Origin of the sequence: Bradyrhizobium quebecense (assembly GCF_013373795.3) — a bacterium.
GTDB lineage: Bacteria > Pseudomonadota > Alphaproteobacteria > Rhizobiales > Xanthobacteraceae > Bradyrhizobium > Bradyrhizobium quebecense.
Window position 1 is genome coordinate 1,422,866 of sequence record NZ_CP088022.1, and the last position, 22,098, is coordinate 1,444,963.

General features: G+C 65.0%; 18 protein-coding genes. 13 read left to right on the forward strand and 5 right to left on the reverse strand.

Features of this window, described 5'->3' with window-relative positions; translation table 11 throughout:
* Positions 1-4: 4 nt before the first annotated feature.
* Positions 5-1,216 (reverse strand): ABC transporter substrate-binding protein, encoded by a 1,212-nt coding sequence (locus HU230_RS06620; protein ID WP_176532394.1) that lies wholly within the window; start codon positions 1,214-1,216, stop codon positions 5-7.
* A gap of 153 nt (positions 1,217-1,369) precedes the next feature.
* On the opposite strand from HU230_RS06620, the gene HU230_RS06625 reads away from it, so the two are divergent.
* Genes HU230_RS06625 through HU230_RS06635 form a run of 3 tightly spaced genes read left to right on the forward strand, consistent with a single transcriptional unit; the run spans position 1,370 to position 3,474 of the window.
* Positions 1,370-2,071 carry a TetR/AcrR family transcriptional regulator gene (locus HU230_RS06625; protein WP_176532393.1) on the forward strand — a complete coding sequence of 234 codons (702 nt, stop codon included), beginning with the start codon at positions 1,370-1,372 and terminating at the stop codon, positions 2,069-2,071.
* Positions 2,049-2,606 carry a carboxymuconolactone decarboxylase family protein gene (locus HU230_RS06630; protein ID WP_176532392.1) on the forward strand — a complete coding sequence of 186 codons (558 nt, stop codon included), beginning with the start codon at positions 2,049-2,051 and terminating at the stop codon, positions 2,604-2,606. The genes HU230_RS06625 and HU230_RS06630 overlap by 23 nt, the downstream gene beginning before the upstream one ends.
* A gap of 4 nt (positions 2,607-2,610) precedes the next feature.
* Positions 2,611-3,474 (forward strand): SDR family NAD(P)-dependent oxidoreductase, encoded by an 864-nt coding sequence (locus HU230_RS06635; protein WP_176532391.1) that lies wholly within the window; start codon positions 2,611-2,613, stop codon positions 3,472-3,474.
* Between the two features lie 67 nt (positions 3,475-3,541).
* Here the strand turns inward: HU230_RS06635 and HU230_RS06640 are convergent, their stop codons facing one another.
* Entirely contained in the window at positions 3,542-4,225 is a 684-nt protein-coding gene (locus HU230_RS06640; RefSeq protein ID WP_176532390.1) for a TetR/AcrR family transcriptional regulator, read from the reverse strand.
* Positions 4,226-4,288: 63 nt separating this feature from the next.
* On the opposite strand from HU230_RS06640, the gene HU230_RS06645 reads away from it, so the two are divergent.
* Positions 4,289-6,445, forward strand: a complete 2,157-nt coding sequence (locus tag HU230_RS06645; RefSeq protein ID WP_176532389.1) for an alpha/beta hydrolase fold domain-containing protein — start codon at positions 4,289-4,291, stop codon at positions 6,443-6,445.
* A 27-nt stretch (positions 6,446-6,472) separates the two neighbouring features.
* Here the strand turns inward: HU230_RS06645 and HU230_RS06650 are convergent, their stop codons facing one another.
* On the reverse strand, positions 6,473-7,468 hold the full coding sequence (locus HU230_RS06650; RefSeq protein ID WP_176532388.1) for a LysR family transcriptional regulator: 996 nt from the start codon (positions 7,466-7,468) through the stop codon (positions 6,473-6,475).
* A 184-nt stretch (positions 7,469-7,652) separates the two neighbouring features.
* Here HU230_RS06650 and HU230_RS06655 point away from each other — a divergent pair, with 184 nt between their 5' ends.
* The 9 genes from HU230_RS06655 to HU230_RS06695 all read left to right on the forward strand — a co-directional run bounded on the left by HU230_RS06655 (position 7,653) and on the right by HU230_RS06695 (position 20,255).
* Entirely contained in the window at positions 7,653-9,218 is a 1,566-nt protein-coding gene (locus tag HU230_RS06655) for a substrate-binding domain-containing protein (protein ID WP_224943067.1), read from the forward strand.
* Positions 9,219-9,317: 99 nt separating this feature from the next.
* A complete protein-coding gene (locus HU230_RS06660; RefSeq protein ID WP_176532386.1) occupies positions 9,318-11,456 on the forward strand; it encodes an ABC transporter permease in 2,139 nt (712 codons plus the stop codon).
* On the forward strand, positions 11,456-12,577 hold the full coding sequence (locus HU230_RS06665) for an SMP-30/gluconolactonase/LRE family protein (RefSeq protein WP_176532385.1): 1,122 nt from the start codon (positions 11,456-11,458) through the stop codon (positions 12,575-12,577). Before HU230_RS06660 ends, HU230_RS06665 begins: the two co-directional genes overlap by 1 nt.
* The gene (locus HU230_RS06670) at positions 12,574-14,112 is read left to right on the forward strand and encodes a sugar ABC transporter ATP-binding protein (protein ID WP_176532384.1); all 1,539 of its coding nucleotides are present in this window, start codon (positions 12,574-12,576) and stop codon (positions 14,110-14,112) included. The genes HU230_RS06665 and HU230_RS06670 overlap by 4 nt, the downstream gene beginning before the upstream one ends.
* Positions 14,113-14,367: 255 nt before the next feature.
* The gene (locus HU230_RS06675; protein WP_176532383.1) at positions 14,368-16,683 is read left to right on the forward strand and encodes a bifunctional salicylyl-CoA 5-hydroxylase/oxidoreductase; all 2,316 of its coding nucleotides are present in this window, start codon (positions 14,368-14,370) and stop codon (positions 16,681-16,683) included.
* Entirely contained in the window at positions 16,680-17,459 is a 780-nt protein-coding gene (locus HU230_RS06680; RefSeq protein ID WP_176532382.1) for an SDR family NAD(P)-dependent oxidoreductase, read from the forward strand. Before HU230_RS06675 ends, HU230_RS06680 begins: the two co-directional genes overlap by 4 nt.
* Before the next feature lie 11 nt (positions 17,460-17,470).
* Positions 17,471-18,310, forward strand: coding sequence for an enoyl-CoA hydratase family protein (locus HU230_RS06685; protein ID WP_176532381.1), 840 nt, complete (start codon positions 17,471-17,473; stop codon positions 18,308-18,310).
* Between the two features lies 1 nt (position 18,311).
* Positions 18,312-18,707: a RidA family protein gene (locus tag HU230_RS06690; protein WP_176532380.1), complete on the forward strand. Its 396-nt coding sequence runs from the start codon at positions 18,312-18,314 to the stop codon at positions 18,705-18,707.
* 306 nt (positions 18,708-19,013) lie between these two features.
* Positions 19,014-20,255 carry a flavin-dependent oxidoreductase gene (locus tag HU230_RS06695; RefSeq protein WP_176532379.1) on the forward strand — a complete coding sequence of 414 codons (1,242 nt, stop codon included), beginning with the start codon at positions 19,014-19,016 and terminating at the stop codon, positions 20,253-20,255.
* Between the two features lie 134 nt (positions 20,256-20,389).
* Here the strand turns inward: HU230_RS06695 and HU230_RS06700 are convergent, their stop codons facing one another.
* A complete protein-coding gene (locus HU230_RS06700) occupies positions 20,390-20,842 on the reverse strand; it encodes a cupin domain-containing protein (RefSeq protein WP_176532378.1) in 453 nt (150 codons plus the stop codon).
* 84 nt (positions 20,843-20,926) lie between these two features.
* On the reverse strand, positions 20,927-22,093 hold the full coding sequence (locus HU230_RS06705; RefSeq protein WP_176532377.1) for an ABC transporter substrate-binding protein: 1,167 nt from the start codon (positions 22,091-22,093) through the stop codon (positions 20,927-20,929).
* Positions 22,094-22,098 lie beyond the last annotated feature (5 nt).

The window sequence follows — 22,098 nt, forward strand, 5'->3', positions numbered from 1 at the left end:
GTGCTCAGTTCTTGATGAGGTCGCCGAACGGCACCCAGCGCGTGCCGTCGTAGCGGATCAATTGCAGGCTGGTCATCGGTGTATACCGCTCCGGCGAGTTGCTGACCGCCGTGCCGTTGATCAGCATCGGCAGATGCAGATTCCTGATGCTGGTCGCCTGCTTCATCACATTGGCGCGGGTAAGGTCGTTGCCGGCGGCCTTCAGCACCGCGGCCAGCGTCTGCGCGATGGTGTAGCCGTAGACATTGAGCCAGTCGCTCTTGTTGGCGTCGGGCAGATACCTGTCCATGAAGGCGACCCATTCCTTGTAGCCGGCGTCGTCCTTCAGCGCCGGGTCGGTCGAGTCCTTCAGGTACTGGCTCGAGATCACGCCGGTGGAATTGTCCTTTCCGGCGGGTTCGAGCACGCCGCTGATCGAGGCCGAGACATTGGAGATGATGGTGGTCGGCTTCCACCCGATCTCGCCGATCTTGCGGATCGCCTGCGCCGCGAATTTCGGCGTCGCCGCGACCAGCACGACGTCGGCGCCGCTGCTCTTGAGCAGCAGGATCTGCGTATCGACGGTGGGGGCGGTGGTCTCGTAGGCCGCTCGCGCCACGATGGCTTCGGTGCTGCCGAGGCCTTCCTCCAGCGCTCTTAGATAGTCCTTGCCGAGGTCATCGTTCTGATAGAGCACACCGACCTTGGCGTTCGGGTGGCTCGCCTTGATGTATTTGGCGTAGGCGATCGCCTCGTCGCGATAGGTCGGCTGCCAGCCGACGGTCCACGGAAAATTCTTCGGATCGTCCCACTTCGCCGCACCCGAGCCGAGGAAGAGCTGCGGCACCTTCCTGTCGTTGAGATATTTGTGCACGGCGCTGTTGGTCGGCGTGCCGACCCCGCCGAAGATCAACAACACCTCGTCGCTCTCGACCAGGCGGCGCGTCTGCTCCACCGTTTTGGGCGGGCTGTAGGCGTCGTCGGCGATCATCATCTGGATGCGCCGGCCGTTGATGCCGCCCTCGTCATTCACCTTGCGGAAATAGGCCTCGGCCGATTTCGCGATTTGCGCGAACGCCGAGACGGGGCCGGACAGCGGCGCTGTGGTTCCGATCTTGATCGTCTTGTCGTCGGCACCTGAGTCATATTTCGCGCTCTCGGCTCGGGCGGTACCGGCGGCGATCAGCGGCAGCAGCAAGAGGGCCGCGCGCAAATGAGAGCGGACGAGGCGCGCCATGACGGTATCTCCCCAAATTGCTCTCCGCCTCTTTAGGAGCGGAGTTGAAACGCGAATACTTCGCCCGCCGCTTGCGGGCCGGACCGCCGCCGTGCAGACGAACGATCGTTCGTACGGTTGACTAGCGAACGATCGTTCGTTAGTCAAGGCGTCATGGCGGCTTCCACATCCAGCGCGGCCGACGCGGTCGTGACCTCCACCCGCGAGCGCATCCTCAGCGAGGCGCTCAGCCTGTTCGCGCAAAGCGGCTATGGCGGCGCGTCGATGCGCGAGCTCGCGCGCCGCGTCGGCATCCGCGAGAGCAGCCTCTACAATCATTTTCCGGGCAAGGCCGCGATCCTCGAAGCGATCGTCAGCGAGCACGGTCCGGCGAGTTCGGCCGACCGGCTCGAGGCGCCGCGCTACCGGCAGCTCGCGCAGCAGCCGGCGGCGTTCTGCCGCCAGTTCGCGCTCGACCTCGTCGAACAATGGTCGGATCCGCGCGAGCATCAGTTCCAGAAGGTCATCACCGCCGAACGCAACCGTGTGCCCGGCATCCGCGCCAAGTTCGCCGACCACTTCTATGCGCGCGAACAGAATCTGATGACGGACTACTTCCGCGGCTTTGCGCTCGCCGGACTGATCACGACCACAGACCCGCGCGAGGCGGCGCGGCTGTTCGCCGCCGGCCTGATCTATGTCAGGCTCGAACATTATGTGATGGGCGCGCAGGCCTCGCCGCGACCGAAGGTGATCGAGGCGATCGACCGCTATCTCGCGTTCTTCCTGTCGCTGATTGCGGCAAAGGACGCAGACATCTTGGACAAGAAGCAACGAAAAAAGGGAGAGACGCGTGGCAAGGCTGCCTCTGATTGATCCGGATACCACGAGCGGCGACATCCGCGCGGCGTTCGACCGCATGCCGGTCAAGCTCAACATCTTCCGCATGATGGCCCATGCGGAGGCCAATGCGATGCCCCTGATGCGGCTCGGCAATTCGATCCTGCACAAGCAGAAGCTGTCGGCGGTCAACCGCGAGCTCCTGATCCTGCAGGCCGCGCAGCTCGAGGGCGGCGCCTACGAGTGGCGGCAGCATGTGCCGATCGCGCTCGGCGTCGGCGTCACCCAGGCGCAGATCGATGCCGTCGAGCGCGGCGGGTACGACGATGCCGCGCTCAATGCGGCCGAGCGGGCGCTGCTCGGCTTCGGCCGCGAGGTGGTCGAGAAGGTCCGCGTCGGCGAGGCGGCTTTCGCCGGGATGCGCAAGCATTTCAGCGATCAGGAGATCGTCGAGGCGATCGTCACGCTCGGCTTCTACATGATGATGGCGCGGCTGACGGAGACGACCGAGACCGATCTCGATCCGGCCGCCGGCATGGCCGTCTATGAGGGCGGCAAGAAGCGGGGTTGATGGGATGTCGGAGACTTCGCAAGAGGCCAAGCAAGACACGAAGCCGGAGCGCTATGTCCGTCCGCTGAGCGCGGAGTCCTCGGGTGCCGCGCCGGGCAGGGGACGCCTGAACGGCCGCCGCATCCTGGTGGTCGGCGGCGGCCAGCGCGTGTTCGATGCCGCGACCGATCCGATCGGCAATGGCCGCGCCATGAGCCTGCTGTTCGCGCGCGAAGGCGCCCATGTCGCGGTCGCCGACCTCAACCGCGCCTCCGCCGAGGCTACGGTCGCGCGCATCGCGGCTGACGGCGGTCGCGCTTTCGCGATCGCTGCCGACGTCACCAGCGAGGCCGATGTCATCAGGATGATCGACGAGGCTCACCACGCGATGGGCGGGCTCGACGGCATGGTGCTCAACATCGGCACCTTCGGCAAGACCGGGCTCGACAATGTCAGCGCGGAGGAATGGAACAGGATCTACGACGTCAATGTCCGCGGCCCGATGCTGTGCTGCCGCGCCGCCTTGCCGAAGTTCGCCGATGGCGGCTCGATCGTCTTCATCTCCTCGATCGCGGCGCTGAAGGCGGGATCACAGATGGCGGTCTATGATTCTTCCAAAGCGGCGCTCGGCGGCCTGATGCGCAACATCGCGCATACCGGCGCGCGGCGCGGCATCCGCGCCAACCTGGTCTATCCCGGCTTGGTCGACACCCCGAACGGCCGCGAGGCCGGTGCGGGACGGCCGTCGCGCGGCAAGGGGCAGGTTCCGTTCGGCCGCCAGGCGACGGCGTGGGAGATCGCCTATGCGGTGCTGTTCTTCATGTCGGATGAGAGCGTCTACGTCACCGCGCAGACGCTCGCGGTGGATAGCGGCCTGAGCGGACTGTGAGCGAGGCGCCGCTCCGGCGGCTGTCGCAAGCCAGACCGCGGCCCTCGGCGTGGCCGGAATGATCCGGTCAACTCTCCGGCAGCTTGGACAAGACGCTCTTTGAAACCGGGCAAGTCAGCGTGGCTTCAAGCGTGTCGAGAATATTCTCGATCGTGAAGGGTTGGCCCCATAGCCGGCTGCTTTTGGTGTTGCGCAACTCGAGCGCAGCTTCGTGGGCGGACAGGATCGCGTTGGCGTAGATGGCGAGGATCGAGAGCCGCTGTTCGACGATCGGCGCCGGGAGTTGCAGCATCTGCTTCAGCTGATTGAAGCATTCGATATAGCTGGCATTCCAGCGGCCGTTCAGCGCCTCACGCAACGCCTTGGGATCGGAGGCCTGCAGGTTCGAGGTGAAGCGGATATATCCGCGCCATCGCTCGTCGTCACCGAGCTCGATCACGGGCATGACCAGCACCACGATCAGCTCGCGAATGGTTTTAGGTCCGCCGCGCGCCTCGATCTCGCCGAGCATGTCACGCCGCCGCTCTTCGAGCACAGTCGCACCGTCGACGACCATCTGCCGGATCAGCTCTTCCTTGGACCGGAAATGATAGTGCAGCGCGGCGTTGTTGCGCTGTCCGGCTGCGTCGACGATCTGCTGCACGGTCACGGCGTCGACGCCATGGCGGGCAAACAGCATTTGCGCGGCCGCCTTGATCTGGTTCCGCGTCTCTTCCGAAGTCGCGCGCGTGCCCTTCCGCCTGCTTGACATGCGAACTGATCCTGGATTAATTAAGTGAAATCGCTTAATTCGGACTCGGAGAGGAAGCAGGTCATGCGTGTACTCGTCGTGGGCGGCGGCATCGGTGGACTGACTACAGCGATTGCGCTGCGTCATCAAGGCATTGACGTTCTCGTGCTCGAGCAGGCCAGGGCATTGAACGAAATCGGCGCCGGCATCCAGATTGCCGCGAACGCGGCGATCGTGTTGCGCGAGCTTGGATTAGAGGCCGCCATTCGCAGCGTAGGCGTCAAGCCGCAATCGTATGACTACCGCGACCTGCGCACCGGCAAGATGCTGTACCAGGCTCCGCTGGGCGATGAGGCCGCCAAGCGCTATGGCGCACCGATGTACAATATCCATCGCGCCGACCTGGTTCAGATCCTGTCCGACGCGGTGCCGCCCGAAGCCAGACGGCTTGATGCCCGCTGCGTGGCAGTCTCGCAGGACGCCGATGGCGTCGAAGTGAAGCTCGCAAATGGCGAGACCGTGCGCGGTGACGTGCTGATCGGATGCGATGGCATCCATTCAGTGGTACGCGAGCATCTGCGCGGCCGGGAGGAGAAGCATTTTGCCAACATTCTGATGTGGCGCTCGCTGATTCCGGCCGAGCGGGTCGAAGGCCTCGATCTGGAGGAGCGCGGCAATTACTGGTTCGGCCCGGGCCGGACGCTGATCACCTATTGGGTGCGGCCGAAAAATCTCTATAGCATCCTCGCTTCGGTGCCTGCGCACGAGGTGACACGGGAATCCTGGGACGAGACCGGCGACATTTCCGAACTGCTGGGCTCCTTCAATGACGCCGAGCCGCGTGCGCGAAAAATGCTCGAGCAATGCCAGAGCGCATTCATCACCGGCATGTATTATCGCGATCCGATCGATTGCTGGAGCTCCGGCCGCATCACGCTGCTCGGCGACGCGGCTCATCCGATGGTGCCGTTTCTTGCCGCCGGTGCCGGCCAGAGCATCGAGGATGGCTGGACGCTTGCGCGTGTGCTGTCGCGACGGCAGAACGATGTCCCGGGCGCGCTGAAGGAGTACGAGCAGCGGCGGCTGCCGCGCACGACGCGGATCCAGGCCGGTGCGCGTGCGGTGGTCAAGCTGATGCACGAGACCGATGCCGATCGCCTGCGCCACCGCAACCACCGCTGGAAGGGCATGGCGCGCATCGATCCGCTGGCGGAGACCAGCTGGGGCCTCGCCTGGGACTATGATGTGGTCAAGGCCACCGAGGGGCCGCCCGGCGAAGTGCTCAATGTCACCGGCCTGCGCGAAGGCAAGCGCTTGCAGCGTCCGGAAGCGCAGCGCGCGTTCGACCTCTGGAAGTATGCGTTCCGGCCTGAAGATGTCGCACGTGGTCATGACGGGTTGCGCGAGGCCTATGACCGTTTCCTCGTGACCACCTTTCCGCTGCCCGCAAGCGTGGCCGCGGTTGAGGACGAGCTTGGCGACGTCAAGGCCTGGCGCGTCGCGGCTCCGGACGCGCAGGGTGGCAACGTCGTGCTGCACTTCCACGGCGGCGGCTATCTGATCGGGTCCGCCAGGGGCTCGTTGGAATACGCAAGCCGGCTTGCGGCTGCGGTGGAGGGAACGTGCTACACCGTCGATTACCGGCTCGCGCCGGAGCATCCCTATCCGGCCGCGCTCGACGACGCGGTGGCCGCCTATCGCGCATTGCTCGCGCGCGGCATTCCCGCGGGCTCGATCATGGTCTCCGGCGAATCCGCTGGCGGCGGCCTTGCCGTTGCAATGGTGCTGGCGCTCCGCAATGCCGGCGATCCGTTGCCGGCGGCGATTCTCGCCGCGGCGCCTTTCGCCGATTTGACATTGTCGGGTCCGACGATCCGCCAGTTCAATGGCGACGATCCTGCGGCCAACCGCGACCTGCTCACGTTCATGGGGGCGTCCTACTTCCAGGGGCACGAGCCGACCGATCCGCTGGTGTCGCCGCTGTTCGGCGATCTCACCGGCCTGCCGCCGCTGTTCCTGACCGCGAGCCGGGGCGAGGTGCTGCTCAGCGATACCACACGGCTGGCCGAGCGCGCGGAGCAGGCCGGGGTCGAGGTGACGCTGCGGGTGGTCGAGGACTCAGTCCATGTCTACCCGATCTTTCCGTTCCTGCCCGAGACGCGGGCGACAATGGAGGAGGTGGCCGCCTGGGCACGGCGCCATCTCCGTCGCGAGGATGCGCGGTCGCAGGCTGCCGCATGATTGCTTGTTGCGGCGCTCGAGGCGCTCTCATTCCGCGGCGAGGCTGATCGGCGCCGGGATGCCCACCTTGGGGCGTGTCCTGGCCGCACGCCGGTTCTTCTTGCTGAAGCGGCTACCTGCGAGCAACGCCGCGGCGGCGCGCAGCTGCTCGCGCAGCCATTGATTGGTGGTGTCGCCCTCGGCGGTGGCATGCCAATAGAGATAATTGACGTGCGGGCTGATCGGGAACGGGCAGGGGAAGCACTGCAACAGCCCGGGATCCTCCAGCACGGAGGCGGCGCTCTCCGATGCCGTCAGCAGCATGTTGCTGCGGCTCACGACATGGCAGGCAGTCGCGAAGTTCTGGCAGGTCAAGCGAACGGTGCGCGTCAGGCCGAGCCGCTGGAACTGGAAGTCCTCGAACGACAGGCCGCTGCGCCGCGACGTCACGCAGACATGTTCCATGCGCAGGTAAGCCTTCTTGTCGAGCCGTGTGCCGAGCTCGGGATGGCCGCGCCGGGCGAACACCGCAATATGCTCGGTCAGGATCTGCTCGCGCCGCACCTCGGTGGAGAGCGGCAGCAGCGTATCGATCGCGACGTCCAGCGTGCCGGCGGCAAGCTCGCGCTCCAGATTGTTGCGCTCGCTGCGCACGGTGGCGATCTCGACCAGCGGCGCGACGGCACTGATCCGGTTGATCAGCGCGCTCAGCATCGGCGCCTCGAGATTGTTGCGCAGGCCGATCACGAAGCGCTTCGGCGTCCTGGCCGGATCGAAGCGGTTGGTGTGGGTCAGCGTCGTCTCCAGGCCGTTGAGGGCCTGGCGCACGGTGGTGATGATCTGGCGCGCCAGCGGGGTCGGCGTCATCACGTGATGGCGGCGCACGAACAGCGGATCGTTGAACATCGCGCGCAGCCGGCTCAGCGCATGGCTGACCGCGGGCTGGGTCAGATTGAGGCGGAAGCAGGCGCGGCTGACGCCGCCTTCGGTGTAAATCGCGTCGAACACGACGAACAGGTTCAGATCGATATCGCGTACATGCATGGAAATAATCAATCCGTATCCGTCGAATGCATTTGACGAATATGAGTTGGCGCTCTTAAAGTCTCAAGCAAAATAATACCTGGAGGAAACGATGAGCGTGCAATCGCCATCGCGCGGCGTTGCTGTCCCTGCGGCATCATCTCGCTCGGGCACAATGTTCGCAAAACCGAGCCAGGAGCAGATCGTGCTCCTGATCACGATCGCGCTTCTGGTCGTGTTCGGCCTGACCCTGAACGGTTTTGCCAGCGTTTCCAATCTCCTGAATCTGTTGCGCAGTATTTCCATCCTTGGCGTGCTCGGCCTCGGCATGGGGCTGATCGTGATCAGCCGCGGCATCGACCTCTCCGAGGTCGCGATCATGGCGGGTTCCTGGGCGATCGCCCTGATCTACATGCAAAACGGCATGCCTGTTTTCACGGCAGTGCTGCTGGCGCTGGCCATTGCGGTGCTGATCGGCGTCGTCAACGGCGTCATGGTCGCCTTCGTGGAGGCGCCGGCGCTGTTCGTGACGCTGGCCGCCGGCTTCGTGATCTATGGTCTCGCCTTCTGGATCGCGCCGGCCTGGGTGGTCTACGCGCCGAAGGATGCGCCGGGCCTGATGTATCTCGGCGCCGGGCGGCTGTTCGGCATCCCGGTTCCGATCCTGGTGTTCGCGGTCTGCGCGATCGCCGCGCCAATCAAAAAGAAATCCAATCAATCAAAAGAATTTTGTGTGGAGGAGACGATGAAGACGACCAAGTTCTGGACGATCCTGCTCGCCGGGGTGACGCTCGCCGCGATGCCGTTCGCGGCATCGGCACAGGAGGAAGGTACCAAGGCCGGGCGCGAGCTGCGCACCGCCTACGACAAGTCGCTGCAGGGCAAGACCATCGCCTATCTGCCGATCGCGCTCGGCGTGCCGCTCTCCGATGAGTGGGGCCGCGTGGTGCAGGAAGAGGCTGAGTGGCGCGGCATGAAGTATGTCGTGCGCGACCCCAACAACAATCCGTCCGCCATGCAGCAGGCGCTGACCGCGCTGGTCGACCAGAAGCCCGACGTCCTGATCGTGCAGAACCCGAGCGTGACGCTCTTGATGAAGGACCTCAAGCGTGCCGAAAGCCAGGGCACGCATGTGATCCAGGTCAATATGGCCTCGAACTACAAGTCTGGCGCCTTTGTCGGCGTCGACTGGCGCGAGATCGGCAGGATGCTCGCGAACGAGGCCGTCAAGGCCTGCGGTACCGGCTCCGGCAAATCGGGCAAGGTGCAGATCGTGCAGGGCGAATTGACCGCAGCCGCCAGCGTCGATCAGGTCGGCGCCATCATGGAGGTTCTGAACAAGGATCCCAACATCAAGGTGGTGTCGAACCAGGCGGCGAACTGGGATGCCAACACCGCGCTCAACATCACCGCCACCGTGATCCAGCAGCATCCCGATCTCTGCGCCTCGATCGGCTTCTGGGGCATCATGGAGTCGGGCGCCGCGCAGGCGATCCGCAATGCCGGCAAGATCGACGACGTGAAGGTGTTCGCCTCGGGCGAGGGCTCGCAGCTCGATTGCGACCAGGTCACTTCAGGCAATTTCAGCAAGTTCCTCAGCTACAAGGCGACCGAGCAGGGCCACGACCTGATGTTCGCGGCCGAGACGCTGCTGATGTCCGGCGACAAGCCCGGCACGAAAAACCTGTCCTATTACACGCGGCCGATCTGGATCGATAAGTCGAACGCCTCGCTCGGCGGCACCTGCTTCGCGCTACCCAAGAAAAACTAACAAGGCGCGAGACAGCCGGCGCGGGGGGCATTCCCGCGCCGGCTGTATCACGGGTCAGAATCCGGAAACGTTGAAACCGGATCAGGGAGTGCTTTGGCGATGTCGATGGCAGTTGATTCCTTTGCCGCATCGGTGCGGCGGTTTTCACCCCGGCTCCTGCTGTCGGAGCTGTTGCTCAAGCAGTGGTTCGAGCCGGTCGTTCCCTTCACCGTGATGATCGGGCTGTGGGCGTATTTCGCGCTCACCATTCCCGACTACGCCTCGGTGCAGAACTCGGTGTCGCTGCTGCGGCTGTTCGCCGAATTCGGCTTTGTCGCGCTCGCGATGGGCTTCTGCCTCGTCACCGGCGGCATCGACCTGTCGGTCGGTGCGATCTTCGCGTTGTGCAATTTCGCGGCGCTCTATTTCCTCCTGGTACGCGAATGGCCGGTCGGCCTTGCCGTGCCGGCGACGCTTCTGGTCGGCGCGGTGCTCGGCAGCATCAACGGCTTTTTGATCGGCTTCCTCAAGACGCGGCCGTTCCTGACCACGCTGGTGACCCTGATCATCCTGCGCGCCTCGGTCAATCTGCTCAACACCAGCTATGCCCAGGTGTTCGCGACCAACTCGGTCGAGAGCGACGCCTGGGATTTCATTGGCGGCGGCAGCGTGCTCGGCATTCCCGTCAATGCGGCGACGCTGTTCGTGGTGCTCCTGGTCTGCCACATCTTCCTGTCGCGCTCGCGCTATGGCTGGCATCTCACCGCGATCGGCGCCAGCCGCAAGGCGGCGCGCCATGCCGGCATCCGCGTCCGTCTGATGCTGTTCATGACCTATGTTCTGTCGGGCACGCTGTGCGCGGCGAGCGGTATCTTCTACGCGGCACGTCAGGCCTCGACGGATTCCACCACCGGCGTCGGGTGGGAGTTCCAGGCGCTGACCGCCGTGGTGCTCGGCGGCGTCTCGCTGGCCGGCGGCAAGGGCACCGTGTGGCGGGCGATGATCGGCGCGCTGATCATCTTCCTCTTGATCAACGGCCTCGTGCGCATGGGCATTCCGGGCTATGTCACCTCGGCGGTGACCGGCATGATCCTGCTCGCTGCGGTCGGCATCGACGTCAAATGGTCGAAGAACCGCGGCAAGGCGATCCAGAAGATCTATGTCAATCCCGCTTATGTGGCGTTGGCGCCAGCACCGTCGGTGCAGCGCGGCTCCGGTTCGCCATTTGCCCAGAACGACCGGTTGATCAACGCGCAGGCAATCGGCGTCGACCAGGTCGAAGGGCCCGAGGACGTCATTCTTGACCGCCAGGGCCGGGTCTACGGCTCGACCCGCGACGGCAACGTGATTCGCTTCTCGGGACCAAACTTCGAGACCCGTGAAGTGTTCGCCCATATCGGCGGCCGGCCGCTTGGCATGCAGTTCGACCACGACGAGAACCTGATTGTCGCGGTGGCCGGCATGGGTGTCTACGGCATCGCGCCTGATGGCAAGGTGTTCAAGGTCACCGATGAGACCAACCGTACCTGGTACAAGCTGAACGACGACAGCCGCCTGCGCATGGCCGACGATCTCGACATCGCGCCCGACGGCAAGATCTATTTCAGCGACTGCACTACGCGCTACGAGATGACGACCAACACCCTCGATATCCTCGAGGCGCGGCCGAATGGCCGCCTAGTCTGCTATGATCCCAAGACCAAAACAACCCGCACTGTCATCAACCATTTCTATTTTCCGAACGGCGTCTGTGTCTCGCATGACGGCCAATCCGTGCTGATCGCAAGCACCTCGCTGTGCAAGATCTTCCGTTACTGGATCGCGGGGCCGAAGAAGGGCCGCACCGAAGTCCTGATCGACCAGCTGCCGGGCAACCCTGACAACATCAATCGTGCCTCCGACGGCAATTATTGGCTCGCCCTGGTCGGCATCCGCACGCCGACCTTCGATCTCTCCGTGCGCAAGCCCGGCTTCCGGCTGCGCATGGTGAAACAGGTGCCGACCGACGAATGGCTGGCGCCGGGGCTGAACCACGGCTGCGTGCTGAAGTTCAACGAGAGGGGCGAAGCGCTGGAGTCCTGGTGGGACCCGACCGGGACCTCGCATTCGGTGCTGACGTCGATGCGCGAGCATGAGGGCTATCTTTATCTCGGCGGGCTCGAGAACAACCGGATCGGCCGCATCAAGCTCGACGGCGTCGACGAGAGCTGGACCGGATACGATGCTTATTGGGGCGCCAAAGGCAGGGTGATCAGCTAATGGGACTGTTCGACCATCTGTTGCGCGATATCAGAAGCGTCGTTGATCGCGATGGCGTCGAGAAATCGATCCCGCCGCTCGACGGTGCGATGAGCCCGAACGACCGGCTCGACACCGCCGTGCCGATCGGCGCGCCGCTGCCGGGCGTCGACGACGTCATCGCCGCCGGCGATGGCGCGATCTTCGTTTCCGCCGGCCGCCAGGTGCTGAAGCTCAGCGGCGGTGATTTCGCGACCCGCGCGGTCGTCGCCGAATTCGAGGATGATGCCGGCGGGCTCGCATTGCATCCGGACGGCCGTCTCCTGGTCTGCGTCGCGGGCAGGGGGCTTGCCGCGATCGATCCTGCAAAGCCCGCGCCGCGCTGGCTGGAGGCCGCCGGCGGCAGCGCGCTCACGGGGCTGTTGTCGGTGACGGCGTCGCCTGATGGCCGCATCTACGCGGTCGAAGGCAGCACCGGTCGGCGCCCAAGCGAGTGGCGGCATGATTTGATGGAGAAGCGCGCCGGCGGCCGCCTGATCAGCTGCGATGCCGGCCTCGACAATCCGCAGGTGCTGCTGCGCGATCTGCCATATCCCTATGGCGTGATGGTCTCGGCCGACGGCAACAGCCTGTGGCTCACCGAAAGCTGGGCGCATCGCCTCAGCCGGTTCGCGCTCGCTGGCAACGGGCTTGGCCCGCGCGAGACCGTCGCCGCCAACATGCCGGGCTATCCGGCGCGGCTGCATCCGGACGGCAATGGCGGGGTGCTGCTCGGTATCTTCGCCCGCCGCACCCATCTGATCGAGTTCGTGCTCAAGGAAGACGACTTCCGCGAGGAGATGATGGCGACGATGCCGCCCGACTACTGGGTGGCGCCGGCACTCGCCGGCGGCAGCGACTGCCTGGAGCCGATGCAGATCGGCAGCGTCAAGGCGCTCGGCATCCAGAAGCCGTGGGCGCCGCCGCGCTCCTATGGCCTGCTGGTGCATCTCGATTCCGAGGGCGAGGCCAGCGACAGCCTGCACAGCCGCGCCGGCGGCCGCTTCCACGGCATCACCGCGGCCTGCGCGACGCCTTCCGGCATCGTGATCGCGGCGCGGGGCGCCGGACGGCTGCTGCGCTACACGGGAGAGCTGCGATGAATGACGGCGTGACGCAGGCGGTGACCGCGACCCAGTCCGCAACCCGCGAGCCGGTGCTGCAGATCAGCAACGGCTCCAAGATCTATGGCGGTGTCCACGCCATCGAGGGCGTCAATTTCGATCTCTATCCCGGCGAGGTGCATGCGCTGGTCGGCGAGAACGGCGCCGGCAAGTCGACGCTGTGCAAGGCGATCGCGGGTGCGATCAATCTCACTTCCGGCGACTATCTGCTCGACGGCAAGCCCGCCGATTTCGAGCAGCCGCGCGACGCGCTCGATGCCGGCATCTGCATGGTCTATCAGGAGACCAGCCTGGTGCCGACCATGACCGCGGCGCAGAACATCGAGCTCGGCAATGAGAAGCTGCTGACGCGCTTCCGCACGCTCAACATCCAGGCCCAGCAGCTGCTGCAGTCGCTCAATTTCCACGTCGATCCGGCAACGCCGGTGGCGCTGCTCGGCACCGCCAAGAAGCAGATGGTGGAGATCGCGCGCGCGATCTACAACAAGGCGCGCATCATCATTTTCGACGAGCCGACCGCGTCGCTGACGCCGGAGGAGATCGTCCACTTCTTCCATCTGGTGCGCGACCTGCGCGCCCGCGGCGTCTCGATCATCTATATCTCCCATGCGCTGGAGGAATCGCTCCAGATTGCCGACCGCATCACGGTGCTGCGCGACGGCAAGCTGGTGATCACGGCGCCCGCCAAGCAGCTCACCCGCGATGCGCTGGTGCAGCACATGGTCGGGCGCGAGGTGGCGCAAGCGGTCTATGGCGGCAAAGCGAAGACCCATCAGCGCCGCGAGAAGGTGCTGACGGTCGAGAACGTCACCATGGGCATGGCGGTCAAGAACATGTCGTTCTCGGTCTATGCCGGCGAGGTGGTCGGCATCGCCGGCCTGATCGGCTCCGGCCGCACCGAGATTGCCAAGATCGTCTACGGCGCGTTGAAGCGCAACCTGGTGAATGGCGGCACCATCCGGCTGCGCGGCAAGCCGATCCGCTATCGCGTGCCGCGGCAGGCGATCAATGACGGCATCGCCTACATCACCGAGGACCGCAAGGCCAACGGCTTCTTCGAGACCATGGTGGTCGACGACAACGTCTATATCGGCAGCCTCGCGACGCGGAAGGGCTGGAGCTTCCTGCTGTCGCGCGCGAGGCGCAGCAAGCTCGCGAATTACTGGGTCGACCGGCTCAAGATCAGCGCGTTGCAGCGCAAGGCCAAGATCATCGAGCTGTCCGGCGGCAACCAGCAGAAGGTGGTGCTGGCCAAGACCCTGGTGCAGGAGCCGTCGATCATCTTCTTCGACGAGCCGACGCGCGGCGTCGACGTCGGTACCATCCCGCACATCCACGGCGAAATCCGCCGGCTCGCCGACGAGGGCAAGGCGGTGGTGGTGATCTCGTCCTATCTGCCGGAGATCCTCGCGGTCTCCGACCGCATCCTGGTCGCCCGCACCGGCCGCATCGTCGCCGAGTTTGACGCGGCCGACGCGACGCAGGACAAGATCCTGTACGCCGCGGTGCATTGAGGGCGCACGGCGCTCCACAAACTCAGTGTCGTCCCTGCGAAAGCAGGGACCCATAGCCACCAATTGCTGTTGGTTTACAGCGCTGGGGCCACAGCCCATTTCAACAACGCGATCCTGTGGTTATGCCCTGCTTTCGCAGGGACGACAGCTATGCGTGGGTCCACGCCGCCCTTGACAATTATTTTAAGTATAAAATATTATCCCTCATCGGCTCCCTGGGAAAACGACCCCGGCCGAAGCCAACGGGAGAACGCCATGCGCATCGTTTGCATTGGAGGCGGGCCGGCCGGGCTCTACTTCGGCATCCTGATGAAGATGCTTGATCCCGCGCACCAGATCTCCGTGGTCGAGCGCAACCGGCCCTATGACACATTCGGCTTCGGCGTGGTGTTCTCCGATGCGACCATGGACAACATGCGCAAATGGGACCCGGTCACCGCCGACACGATCGAGCAGGCCTTCAACCACTGGGACGACATCGAGGTCCTGATCAAGGGCCGCCGGATGCGCACCACCGGCCACGGCTTCGTTGGCATCGGCCGCAAGCGGCTGCTCAACATCCTGCAGGCGCGGGCCGAGGAGCTCGGCGTCGAGTTGATCTTCGAGCGCGAGGTCAATTCCGATCTCGAGTTCCCCGACGCCGATCTGATCGTGGCGTGCGACGGTGTGAATTCGAAGGTCCGCGCCAAATACGCGGAGACCTTCGAGCCCGACATGTTGATGCGGCCGAACCGCTATATCTGGCTCGGCACCAACCGGCCGTTCGATGCCTTCACCTTCGACTTCCGCAAGACCGAGCATGGCTGGTTCCAGTCGCACATCTACAAGTTCGAGGAGGGCGCGGCGACCTTCATCGTCGAGACCACCGAGGAGGCCTATCTCGCCCACGGCCTCGACAAGATGGATCAGGGAGAATCCATCGCGTTCTGCGAGAAAGTGTTCGCGGAAATCCTCGAGGGGCATCATCTGGTCTCCAACGCGCGGCATCTGCGCGGCTCGGCTTGGCTGTCGTTTCCGCGGCTGATCTGCGGCAAGTGGACCGCGTTCAACGGCAACAGCCATGTCGTGCTGATGGGCGATGCCGCCCACACCGCGCATTTCGCGATCGGCTCGGGCACCAAGCTCGCGCTGGAAGATGCGATCGAGCTGACCAACCAGTTCAAGACCCACGGCGCGATCAAGGACAGCATTCCCGCCGTGCTGAAGGCTTACGAGGAGCTGCGCCGGGTCGATGTGGCGCGAATCCAGAATGCCGCGCGCAATGCGATGGAATGGTTCGAGGTGGTCGGCTCGCGCTACGCCGATACGCTGGAGCCGGAGCAGTTCATGTATTCGCTGCTGACCCGCTCGCAGCGCATCAGCCACGAGAATCTGCGGCTGCGCGACAAGACATGGCTCGAGGGCTATGAGCGCTGGTTTGCCGAGCGCAGCGGCGTGCCTGCCACCAACGAGCGCGTCACGCCGCCGATGCTGACGCCGTTCCATATCCGCGGCCTGTCGCTGCACAACCGGATCATCGTCTCGCCGATGGCGATGTATTCGGCCGAGGAAGGCGTGCCGAACGACTTCCATCTGGTGCATTTCGGCTCCCGCGCGCTCGGCGGCGCGGGCCTGCTGTTCACCGAGATGACCTGCGTCTCGCCGGAGGCGCGGATCACGCCCGGCTGCTGCGGCCTGTGGAACGAGGCGCAGGCGGCGGCCTACAAGCGGATCGTCGAATTCGTGCATCGCAATTCGCAAGCCCGGATCGGCATCCAGCTCGGCCATGCCGGCCGCAAGGGCTCGACGCGCGTCGCCTGGGAAGGCATGGACGAACCGCTGCCTGACCATAACTGGCCGCTGGTGTCGGCCTCGCCGGTGCCTTATCTGCCTGACGGCCAGATTCCGGAGCCGATGAGCCGCGCCGAGATGGACGAGGTGCGCGACCAGTTCGTTGCCGCCGCCAGGCGCGCCGCCGCCGCGGGCTTCGATATTCTGGAGCTGCACTGCGCCCACGGCTATCTGCTATCGAGCTTCCTCTCGCCGCTGACCAATCGCCGCAGCGACGGCTATGGCGGATCGATCGAGAACCGCGCGCGTTATCCGCTGGAAGTGTTCCGCGCCATCCGCGCGGTGTGGCCGGAGGACAAGCCGATGTCGGTCCGCCTGTCCTGTCACGACTGGGCCGAGGGCGGCAACACGCCCGAGGATGCGCTCGCCTTCGCAAAACTGTTCAAGGTGGCCGGTGCCGACCTGATCGACTGCTCCTCGGGCCAGGTCTGGGCCGACGATCATCCGATCTATGGCCGGCTTTACCAGACGCCGTTCGCCGACAAGATCCGCAACGAGGTCGGCATCGCCACCATCGCGGTCGGCGCGATCTCGGAGGCGGACCACGCCAATTCGATCATCGCCGCCGGCCGCGCCGATCTCTGCGCGATCGCGCGGCCGCATCTCGCCGACCCGGCCTGGACGCTGCACGAGGCCGCGAAGATCGGCGTCAAGCAGGTCGCCTGGCCGAAGCAGTATCTGTCGGGCAAGTCGCAATACGAGGCCAATCTCGAACGGTTAGCCGCGGGAGTGAAGGCATGACACGGTTCTGGCCCAACGCCCATGCGCTCGTGACCGGTGCCGGTTCCGGCATCGGGGCCGCAACGGCAATCGCGCTCGCAAAAGCCGGTATACGCGTCAGCATCGCCGGACGCCGGATCGATGTGCTGAAGGCGACGGCTTCGTTGCTCGGTGAGCGCGCTGGCGCAGTTGTCGCGATCGACGTGACCGATGAAACGGCGGTGACCAAGGGTATCACGCAGATCGAGGCCGAGGCGGGGCCGATCGATATCCTCGTCAACAATGCCGGCAAGGCCGCCAGCGCGCCGTTCGACAAGACGAACGCGGCGCTATGGGCGGACATGCTGGCGAGCAATCTCTCCAGTGTGTTCCTGGTGACGCACGCCGTGCTGCCGGGGATGGCGCAGCGCGGCCGCGGGCGGGTGATCAACGTGGCCTCGACTGCGGGCCTCACCGGCTACGCCTATGTCTCGGCCTATGTCGCCGCCAAGCACGGCGTCGTCGGCCTGACGCGCTCGCTGGCGCTGGAGTACGCCCGGCGCGGCGTCACCGTGAATGCGGTCTGCCCCGGCTACACCGATACGCCGCTGGTGGCGGATGCGGCCGCCAACATCGTCGCCAAGACCGGGCGCAGCGAGCAGGAGGCGCGGGCTGCGCTCGCCAAGGTCAATCCAATGCAGCGGCTGGTCACGCCGGAGGAGGTCGCCGACAGCGTCCTCTGGTTTGCCTCCGAGGGCGCATCGTCAATCAATGGACAAGCTGTGGCGGTTGCCGGCGGCGAAGTCTTTACCGGGTGAAGGAACACATCATGTCCGAGATGAAAGCAAAGCTCCGTCCGTTCAGGGATTATCCTGCAAAACACTTCCGTTGGTCGACCGACGCGAGCGGCCGCGTCGCAACCATTACGCTGAACCGGCCGGACAAGAAGAACCCGCTGACCTTCGAGTCCTACGAGGAGCTGCGCGATCTCTTCACCAACCTCAAATATGCCTCCGACGTCCGCGCCATCGTGCTGACCGGCGCCGACGGCAACTTCTGTTCCGGCGGCGACGTGTTCGAGATCATCGAGCCGTTGACGCGGATGGCGATGCCCGACCTGCTCGCCTTCACCCGGATGACCGGTGAGGTGGTGCGCGCGATGCGCAAATGCCCGCAGATCATTGTCGCCGCGATCGACGGCATCTGCGCCGGGGCCGGTGCGATGCTGGCGCTGGCGTCCGACCTGCGGCTGGCGACGCCGCAGGCCAAGACCGCGTTCCTGTTCACCCGCGTCGGCCTTGCCGGCGCCGACATGGGGGCGTGCGGATTGTTGCCGCGCGTGATCGGGCAGGGCCGTGCTGCCGATCTGCTCTACACCGGCCGCGCGATGAGTGCCGACGAAGGCTTTGCGTGGGGCTTTCACAACCGCCTCGTGCCGCCGGCCGAGCTCGCCGCCGCCGCGCAGGACCTGGCGCGTTCGCTTGCGGATGGACCGTGGTTCGCACATGGCGTGACGAAGACGATGTTCAACCAGGAATGGGCGATGGGCGTCGACGAGATGATCGAGTCCGAAGCGCAGGCGCAGGCGATCTGCATGGTGACGGGCGATTTCCGCCGCGCTTTCGAGGCCTTCGCCGCCAAGCAGAAACCCGCCTTCGAGGGCAATTGAGATGATCGAGATCCTGCAACCGGACGGATGGGCGAAGCCGATCGGCTACGCCAACGGCATGGCCGCGCGCGGCAAACAGCTCTTCATCGCCGGCCAGATCGGCTGGAACGGGCAATGCGTGTTCGAGAGCGATGACCTCGTGGCGCAGATCGGCCAGACCCTGCGCAACATCGTCGCGGTCGCCGCCGCCGGCGGGGCCGGGCCGGAGCACATCGTGTCGATGACCTGGTTCTTGCTCGATCGCAAGGAGTATTCCGCGCGGCTGAAGGAAATCGGCGGGGTCTATCGCGACGTGATCGGCCGGCGGTTTCCGGCGATGACCGCGATCCAGGTTGCGGGCCTGATCGAGGACCGCGCCAAGGTGGAAATCCAGGCCATCGCCGTGGTGCCGGATTGAGGGATGGGCTGTCAGACCCGTCACCCCCGCGCAAAGGCTTCACCTTTGTCGCTGGAGGCGCTCGCGCAGCGAGCCTCGAAGGGTGAACGGCCCGGCTGGTGGCCGTCGACCCCTCGAGACGCCGCTTCGCGGCTCCTCAGGGTGACGGAAATGGATCGGAGTATGCTGAGCCAATGTTAAGGCTAAGCCTAATCATCGCAGGCCGGTCCGAGTCCTGGGCGACCAAGCCGCTTGCGGCCGGGCGCGGGGCCGTGCGACCTTAGGCGAAAGCGTAAAAGCGTCCTGTTGTGAGTGGAGTAAGGGACGATGAAGGCGATTATCGTCGGAGGCGGAATCGGAGGCCTCACCACTGCGCTGATGCTGCGGTCGCGCGGCATCAGTTGCGAGCTGTACGAGCAGTCGGAGACGATCCGCGAGCTCGGCGTCGGCATCAATACGTTGCCGCATGCGATCCGCGAGCTGGCGGGGCTTGGCCTGCTCGACAAGCTCGACGAGGTCGCGATCCGTACCTATGAGCTGTTTTATCTGACGCGGCACGGCCAACAGGTCTGGCACGAGAAGCGTGGGCTCGATGCCGGCTACGACGTGCCGCAATTCTCTGTTCATCGCGGCCGCCTGCAGGGCGTGATCCATCAGGCCGTAATCGACCGGCTTGGCGCGGATGCGATCCGCACCGGCTGCCGGCTCGGCTCCTTCACGCAGGACGAGGGCGGCGTTTCGGCCTATTTCTTCGATCGCAGCGGCAGCCATGTGCACACCGCGCGTGGCGACATCCTGATCGGCGCCGACGGCATCCATTCGAAGGTGCGCGAGATGCTGTTTCCCGATGAGGGCGGGCCGTGCTGGAACGGGCTGATGCTGTGGCGCGGCGCGACCGATTGGCCGGCCTTCCTGACCGGCCGTTCGATGATCATCGCCGGCGGGTTGAATGCCAAGGCCGTGATCTATCCGATTGCGCCAGGCTCGAGCCCGGCAAGCCGCCTCACCAATTGGGCGGTGCTGGTGCGGATCGGCGACGGCTCCTCGCCGCCGCCGCGCCGCGAGGGCTGGTCCAATCTCGGCCGCCGCGACGAGATGATGCCCTATGTCACGAGCTTCACCATCCCGCAGGTCGACTTCGCCGGCCTGATCAACGCGACGCCGGAGTTCTGGGAGTATCCGTGCTGCGACCGCGATCCGCTGCCCTATTGGTCGAGCGGCCGCGTCACGCTGCTCGGCGACGCCGCGCATCCGATGTATCCGGTCGGCTCGAACGGCGCGTCGCAGGCCATTCTCGATGCGCGCTGCCTCGCCGACATGCTGGCGCGGTCGGAGCATCCGCGCCAGGCGCTCGCGGCTTATGAGCGGCAGCGGCTGCCGATGACCGCCGACATCGTCGCCTCCAACCGCCGCGGCGGCCCGGAAGGCGTGATCGACGCCGTCGAGCAGCTCGCGCCACAGGGTTTTACCGACGTCGACACCATTCTCAACTACGAGGCGCGCGAGGCGATCGTGCGCGGCTATGCCGCGAAGGCCGGCTTTGCCGCGCGCGTCGTGGCGCGGCAGTAAGTCTTTGAAGAAGGAGACGCCCGGCCGGCCATCCCCACTTCGTCATTGCGAGGAGCGAAGCGACGACGCAATCCATCGTTCCGGGATCGCCGAACTATGGATTGCTTCGCTTCGCTCGCAATGACGGAGGAATCCTACGCCGGAGGCGGCGGCAGGAAGTGAATGTTGTGCTCGGCGGCGAGCCGCACCACGTCGTCCGGGTTCTGGTCCTTCATGTTGTGGATCGCCCAGAACAGGTCGTAGAGCCTGCGCGTCGGCGACACCCAGAACAGCGTCTTGGCCGGCTGCTGCGACTTGTTGAAGATGCCGTGCGGCTTGCCCGCCGGCAGGCGCACCAGATCGCCTGGCGTTGCCGATTCATCGGCGCCGTCGAGCATGAAGTCGAGCTTGCCCTCGAGGATGTAGAGATACTCGTCCTGGTCGGGATGGATGTGCGGCGGAACGAAGGTGCCCGGCGGGAATGTGGCGTGCCAGGAGAAGGAATGCTCGGTGCGGCTCTTCGGCACATAGGTCTGGCCGAGGATGCTCCAGGAAATGCCCTGGATGCCCTCATTGGCGTGGGTGATGCCGGCGATTTCGTCTTTCATGTTGGTACTTCCTCCATGTTTCAATTTTGCGCGTTTTCTTCACGCGAACCGGTATCCACTTCGCTTGAAAACGCTTCGTGTGAACTACTTGGCCGCGCAGTCCTTGGCGTAGCGGTCGCCATAATTCGAAAACACCTTTTCGACGATCTCGGTCTGGAATTTGCCGTCCGGCCGCTTCGCGACCCTGGTGAGGTAGAAATCCTGGATCGGATAGCCGTTGTTGTTGAACTTGAAGTTACCGCGCAGCGAGGTGAAGTCGGCCTTTCTCAGCGCCGCCGCGACTGCGTCCTTGTTGGAGAGATCGCCCTTCACGGCCTTGACCGCGCTGTCGATCAACAGTGCAGCGTCATAGGCCTGCATGGCGTAGGTGCCGGGCACCCCGTTGTAGGCCGCCTCATAGGCCGCGACGAACTTCTTGCTCTGGGGATTGTCAAGGTTCGGCGCCCAGTTCGCACCGCCGAACATGCCGACGGCGGCGTCCTGCTGCGCGGGCAGGGTGGATTCGTCGACGGTGAAGGCGGAGAGCACCGGCACGGTGGCGCCAGCCTGCTTGTACTGCTTCACGAGGTTGACGCCCATGCCGCCCGGCATGAAGGTGAACAGTGCGTCCGGCTTCAGCGAGCCGATCTTGGAGAGCTCGGGCTGGAAATCCAGCGTGTTCAGCGGCGTGTAGGATTCCTCGACGATCTCGCCCTTGTAGTCGAGCTTGAAGCCGGCGACGGAATCGCGGCCGGCCTGATAGTTCGGCACCAGCAGATAGACGCGCTTGTAGCCGCGGTCCTGCGCCACCTTGCCGAGGACCTCGTGCACCTGATCGTTCTGGTACGATGTCACGTAGAAGAACGGGTTGCACTCCTTGCCGGCGTAGCTGGAGGGGCCCGCATTCGGGCTGATCAGGAAAGTCTTGCTCTCGGTGACCGGGCGGTGGATCGCCTGCAGGATGTTGGAGAAGATCGGGCCGACCACGAAATCGACCTTGTCGCGCTCGAGCAGGCCGCGCACCTTGACCACGGCGCCGTCGGGCTTCAGTTCGTCGTCGGCGTTGACGATCTCGACCTCGCGGCCGGCCATCTTGCCGCCGAGGTCCTTGACCGCGAGCGCAAAGCCGTCGCGGACCTGCTGGCCAAGCGCCGCAGCCGGGCCGGAGGTCGTCACCAGCACGCCGATCTTGATCTTCTCCTGCGCGGTAGCCGGGGCGACCGCGATACCGAGCAGCGCCGCCAGTCCCGCGAGCTTCGTCAATTGCTTCATGTCTC

What these genes read in the sequence shown, in the direction of transcription:
- HU230_RS06700 (WP_176532378.1), bottom strand. Translation starts at nt 20,842, where the DNA reads ATGAAAGACGAAATCGCCGGCATCACCCACGCCAATGAGGGCATCCAG.
- HU230_RS06650 (WP_176532388.1), bottom strand. Translation starts at nt 7,468, where the DNA reads ATGCATGTACGCGATATCGATCTGAACCTGTTCGTCGTGTTCGACGCG.
- HU230_RS06690 (WP_176532380.1), top strand. Translation starts at nt 18,312, where the DNA reads ATGATCGAGATCCTGCAACCGGACGGATGGGCGAAGCCGATCGGCTAC.
- HU230_RS06705 (WP_176532377.1), bottom strand. Translation starts at nt 22,093, where the DNA reads ATGAAGCAATTGACGAAGCTCGCGGGACTGGCGGCGCTGCTCGGTATC.
- HU230_RS06665 (WP_176532385.1), top strand. Translation starts at nt 11,456, where the DNA reads ATGGGACTGTTCGACCATCTGTTGCGCGATATCAGAAGCGTCGTTGAT.
- HU230_RS06640 (WP_176532390.1), bottom strand. Translation starts at nt 4,225, where the DNA reads ATGTCAAGCAGGCGGAAGGGCACGCGCGCGACTTCGGAAGAGACGCGG.
- HU230_RS06625 (WP_176532393.1), top strand. Translation starts at nt 1,370, where the DNA reads ATGGCGGCTTCCACATCCAGCGCGGCCGACGCGGTCGTGACCTCCACC.
- HU230_RS06645 (WP_176532389.1), top strand. Translation starts at nt 4,289, where the DNA reads ATGCGTGTACTCGTCGTGGGCGGCGGCATCGGTGGACTGACTACAGCG.
- HU230_RS06685 (WP_176532381.1), top strand. Translation starts at nt 17,471, where the DNA reads ATGTCCGAGATGAAAGCAAAGCTCCGTCCGTTCAGGGATTATCCTGCA.
- HU230_RS06680 (WP_176532382.1), top strand. Translation starts at nt 16,680, where the DNA reads ATGACACGGTTCTGGCCCAACGCCCATGCGCTCGTGACCGGTGCCGGT.
- HU230_RS06670 (WP_176532384.1), top strand. Translation starts at nt 12,574, where the DNA reads ATGAATGACGGCGTGACGCAGGCGGTGACCGCGACCCAGTCCGCAACC.
- HU230_RS06660 (WP_176532386.1), top strand. Translation starts at nt 9,318, where the DNA reads ATGTCGATGGCAGTTGATTCCTTTGCCGCATCGGTGCGGCGGTTTTCA.
- HU230_RS06675 (WP_176532383.1), top strand. Translation starts at nt 14,368, where the DNA reads ATGCGCATCGTTTGCATTGGAGGCGGGCCGGCCGGGCTCTACTTCGGC.
- HU230_RS06620 (WP_176532394.1), bottom strand. Translation starts at nt 1,216, where the DNA reads ATGGCGCGCCTCGTCCGCTCTCATTTGCGCGCGGCCCTCTTGCTGCTG.
- HU230_RS06695 (WP_176532379.1), top strand. Translation starts at nt 19,014, where the DNA reads ATGAAGGCGATTATCGTCGGAGGCGGAATCGGAGGCCTCACCACTGCG.
- HU230_RS06635 (WP_176532391.1), top strand. Translation starts at nt 2,611, where the DNA reads ATGTCGGAGACTTCGCAAGAGGCCAAGCAAGACACGAAGCCGGAGCGC.